Below are 4,199 nucleotides of genomic sequence, written 5' to 3' on the forward strand. Positions count from 1 at the left end.
CTTCTGGCGGTCGCCGGCCATCCTTATATTCTATACGTCTAATATTAATGCAAGCGGCGCCAAAAGCCTCCGGTGGACAATACATCGCCCGAAGCCGTCCGCTCCACTGGACGAAGCCTGGAGGACCCGCGCGGCCGCAATCTCGCCATCGCCCGGCAATTGGTTCGGGCTCGTTCAGTTTGCCGCTTTGCTATCGTGTGTCGATCGAGCGGGCGGCGAAGGCAGGGCACGTTGATCCGCAGGCTGCTCGCTGAAGTAGAGCGAACTGCCGAGAACAACGAAGACGATGCCCACCGCCATCAATCCAACCATGAGCACGGCGATCGCCGTGCCTGGACCATGGCCTGTCTTGACGATGATGGATCGGTGGGGCATCGCGCCGTTCTCCGGATATGGCACACCAGGGGTGCCGAACCTTCGCGACAAACGACAAGCGCGGCCCGATGTTCCCTTGGCGGAGCTTCAATCGGTCAGGTCGGGCTTTTGCTTTTTCCTGTAGGACCAAGGTCTTATCTGTTGTGCGCAAAAGTCCAAGGGGCCTTGTTCAGTTCCGATAATGTCCCTTGGATGTTCCGCTATTTTAGGTAAATCTGATATAAAGCCTGGGGGGAAAACTTAGCCAGCCAAGCACATTTTCCCGCGAAACGGGCATGGAAAATGTGGCTTTGGCAAGTTCAACAACAGGCAGTCATGTCTCGGGCGACGAATGGCTCACGTCTCGTCGAATGGGCCCTCGCGGTTCTGATCGCGCGTGATCGCGGCTTCTTCCTCATCATCGGGAAGGGCGTCGTCGCTGTCCTGGTACGCGTTATCGTCGTCCTCGTCGGGCAGATCGCCGTCTTTTTCGATGCCGTAACGCATGTCGCCGTTTTCCGGCACGGACTCTGGCAGGATCTCGCCGCCCTTGATTGCATCCCAATCCTGCTGCTCGATGGTCGGCCCGTCCGCCTGCGGTGCGTCATCTTCGATATCGGCGTCTGGTTTGTTGCGCGGTGCCATGCTGGGCTCCTTTCCTTGAAAACTGGAGGCGAACTCGGGGTGACGGCGTTTGTTCCCGTGCTTGAAGTGCAGGCGTGCTTCTGGATTGCCGACAGCTGGCAGCCCCCGCCAGCACCCGCCGCCGTCCCCGGATCGCCACGCTTGCCAAGTCGCCGCGCAATGGAGAGCGCAGTGGCGATGGGCCGCTTACTTGCGAAGTTGCTAAAATAATGAAATGTTGTCCGCGGGAAATGGGAATGAGGCAGGGACTGATCGGAACCGCCGCGGTTTCGACGGTTTTGGGAAACCATGTATTTTGGACAGTTTCTCGTAGGAATGTCAGCCACGGCCATCATCGTCGCGGTCTGGACCTATATGGTTACCGGCTCTTTCTGGGAGGCATTTGCCTGGACGATAGCGACGCTGCTTGTCCTGCAGGTCGGCTACTTCGTGCTCATCGTGAGGCTGATCTTCAGGGGCTCGCACGATATCGCGCCGAGCGAGGATCCGGTAGACGCCTTCCCGCCATTGCGTCGCGACGGTGTCCGGCTTTAAGACCGGGTAGCCAGGATCACTCGCGCGTGTGCGCCCGGGCAATTCGGGGAACCTCGCCACCAGCGCGACCACGGTGTTTGGTCACCGAGACAGCGTCCGAGCATATCCCTGCCGGAGATTTCGGCGCAGCGTTATCGTGGGAACATGGCGCATGCGCGACCAGCTTCGCATGGAGCTCAGGCCGTCAGGTGGAACAAGTGATGATGCTTCGCGTTCTCTAGCGGTACCGGTGAGGTTGCCACCTCCATCGGAACTGCCATGGCTCGCTCTGCTCCCGGCGGGGCGAGCCTTTTTCGTGCTCCCATCGTCCAGATAGAGGGACGCGAGGCTGATTTGACGCGGCGACGACAGGTGCTTCGCCAATCCGACTACAGCAGGAATTTTTCGTCCTCTAATGTCCGCACACATTTGTGCAGGTTTTCAAGCATTTCCGCGCTGTCTGCCGCATGTATGATCAGCAACAAATTAATATCCGAGCCGAAAACGTAACATCTTCAATTCTGAAGTTCGATGGAACCGCATGGCAGCGGTGGAGTTTTTATGGAGGGCGGAATTCAATTGTCACTAGGAGACGGTCATGAAACTTTATCTTACAAGCGCGGCGGCCGCAGTCGTCCTGATGGGCGGCATTGGTGCGGCGCTGGCGGAGAGCGTCGTCGTCGTCCAGCCGGAGCAGGAGACGGTCGTTCGCGAATACATCAAGAGGGAACCGCTTGCCTCGGTGAACCTTCTGGGGGTCGAACTCAAGCTCGGCTCCTCGGTGCCGGACACTGTCGAATTGCGTGAGGTGCCCGACGTCAAATATCGCGTCGCCGTGATCAATGACCAGACGGTCCTCGTCGATCCGGAGACCCGCCAGATCGTTGAAGTGCTGCACTAAGGGGGTTCCCGCAGCACTGAACCTTGGGGAAAACCCGCCCCGACGTCGCGTCGGTGGCGGGTTTCCTTTGCCGCGACCCGCTATGGCCTATTCGGCGGCCAGTCTATCCTGCGTCTTGGTCTCGAAATCGCTGGCGTCGTGGCGCTCATGCAATTGCATGGCAGGCTCGCCGAAAGCGCGGTTGACCATGCGGCCGCGCTTGACCGTCGGTCGTGCGTCGATCGCCTTGGCCCAGCGTTGAACATGTGTGTATTCCTGCACGGACAGGAACTCGGCGGAATCATTGTACATGCGGCCGAGCGCCAGCCCGCCATACCAGGGCCACACCGCCATATCGGCGATGGAATAGTCCTTGCCGCCGAGATATTCGGTCTCGGCCAGTCGGCGGTCGAGCACATCCATCTGGCGTTTCACCTCCATCGAGAAGCGGTCGATGGCATATTCGAACTTTTCCGGCGCATAGGCATAAAAGTGACCGAAGCCGCCGCCCAGATACGGCGCCGAGCCCATCTGCCAGAACAGCCAGGACAGCACCTCGGCGCGGGCCGGCTGTTCGGTCGGCAGGAATTCGCCGAACTTTTCGGCGAGATAGACCAGGATCGAACCGGATTCGAAGATGCGCACCGGCGTCTTGCCGCTGCGGTCCATCAGGGCCGGGATCTTGGAGTTGGGATTGACCTCGACGAAGCCGCTGCCGAACTGGTCGCCATCGTTGATCCGGATCAGCCAGGCATCGTATTCGGCGCCCTTGTGGCCGCGCGCCAGAAGCTCTTCCAGCATGACGGTGACCTTGACGCCGTTCGGCGTCGCCAGCGAATAGAGCTGCAACGGATGCTTGCCGACGGGCAGTTCCTTGTCATGCGTCGGTCCGGCGATCGGCCGGTTGATGCTGGCAAAGGCTCCGCCGCTCGGCTTGTTCCAGGTCCATACTTTCGGCGGGGTGTAGTCGGTCATTTCGTGGCCTCGTGTCGGGGAAGGATGGCAGGTCGCCATAAACTAGGGCTGCGGATGTGTAAGTTCAACTTGCGTTGAACTATTATCGATGCCCGCAGGGCCAACATCGGCAATTGGGCACTTCCTTACCCTTGCGCCTTCTCCGGCGTGGCATACCTATAGAAGATGTCGCCAAAGCCCACCCAGGACAAAAGCATGACCATCAATCCCAATCCGCGCTCGGTCGTTGCCGTGCGGGCCACTGTCCCCGAAGATGCCTTTACAGCCGGGGCGCTCGGCACGCTCAGGGAAGGCAGCGGCGTCGTCATTCGCAATGACGGGCTGGTGTTGACCATCGGCTATCTCATCACCGAAGCGGAAGAGGTCTGGCTGACCAGCCATGACGGCCGCGTCATCCCCGCGCACGCGCTCGCCTATGACCAGGAATCGGGCTTTGGCCTGGTGCAGGCGCTGGCGCCGCTCGGCCTGCCGGCCGTGGCGCTGGGCGATGCCGGCAAGGCCAGGATCGGCGACGCCGTCGTGCTGGCCGACGGCATCGGCCAGTCGGTGCAGGCCAGGATCGTCACCAAGCAGGAATTCGCCGGCTATTGGGAATATCTGCTCGACGAGGCGATCTTCATTGCACCGGCGCACCCCTCCTGGGGCGGTGCCGGGCTGTTCGGCGCTGACGGCTCGCTGCTCGGCATCGGTTCGCTGCGCCTGCAGATGAGCCGCAACGGCGAGGTCGCCGATATCAACATGGTGGTGCCGATCGATCTTTTGCCGCCCATTCTCGACGACCTCCTGACACGCGGCCAGGTGGCCAAGCCGCCGCGCCCGTGGCTCGGCGCCC

At 60.8% G+C, this 4,199-nt stretch carries 6 protein-coding genes; 3 read left to right on the plus strand and 3 right to left on the minus strand.

Annotated features, from left to right (window positions below):
- Positions 1-174: 174 nt before the first annotated feature.
- Both EN964_RS26900 and EN964_RS26905 read right to left on the minus strand, forming a co-directional pair.
- Positions 175-375: a hypothetical protein gene (locus EN964_RS26900; RefSeq protein ID WP_127268525.1), complete on the minus strand. Its 201-nt coding sequence runs from the start codon at positions 373-375 to the stop codon at positions 175-177.
- 336 nt (positions 376-711) lie between these two features.
- Positions 712-999 (minus strand): hypothetical protein, encoded by a 288-nt coding sequence (locus tag EN964_RS26905; RefSeq protein ID WP_127268526.1) that lies wholly within the window; start codon positions 997-999, stop codon positions 712-714.
- 315 nt (positions 1,000-1,314) lie between these two features.
- On the opposite strand from EN964_RS26905, the gene EN964_RS26910 reads away from it, so the two are divergent.
- Both EN964_RS26910 and EN964_RS26915 read left to right on the plus strand, forming a co-directional pair.
- Positions 1,315-1,533: an exopolysaccharide production repressor protein gene (locus tag EN964_RS26910; protein WP_236382731.1), complete on the plus strand. Its 219-nt coding sequence runs from the start codon at positions 1,315-1,317 to the stop codon at positions 1,531-1,533.
- 577 nt (positions 1,534-2,110) lie between these two features.
- Entirely contained in the window at positions 2,111-2,413 is a 303-nt protein-coding gene (locus EN964_RS26915; RefSeq protein WP_027035237.1) for a DUF1236 domain-containing protein, read from the plus strand.
- 87 nt (positions 2,414-2,500) lie between these two features.
- Here EN964_RS26915 and yghU read toward each other — a convergent pair whose 3' ends face one another.
- Complete coding sequence (gene yghU / locus EN964_RS26920) at positions 2,501-3,367, minus strand: glutathione-dependent disulfide-bond oxidoreductase (RefSeq protein WP_127271490.1); 867 nt, start codon at positions 3,365-3,367, stop codon at positions 2,501-2,503.
- A gap of 195 nt (positions 3,368-3,562) precedes the next feature.
- Here yghU and EN964_RS26925 point away from each other — a divergent pair.
- A partial coding sequence (locus tag EN964_RS26925; RefSeq protein WP_164776011.1) for a S1C family serine protease occupies positions 3,563-4,199 on the plus strand: 637 nt, incomplete at its 3' end.

Origin of the sequence: Mesorhizobium sp. M7A.F.Ca.CA.001.10.2.1 (assembly GCF_003998575.1) — a bacterium.
Lineage (GTDB): Bacteria > Pseudomonadota > Alphaproteobacteria > Rhizobiales > Rhizobiaceae > Mesorhizobium.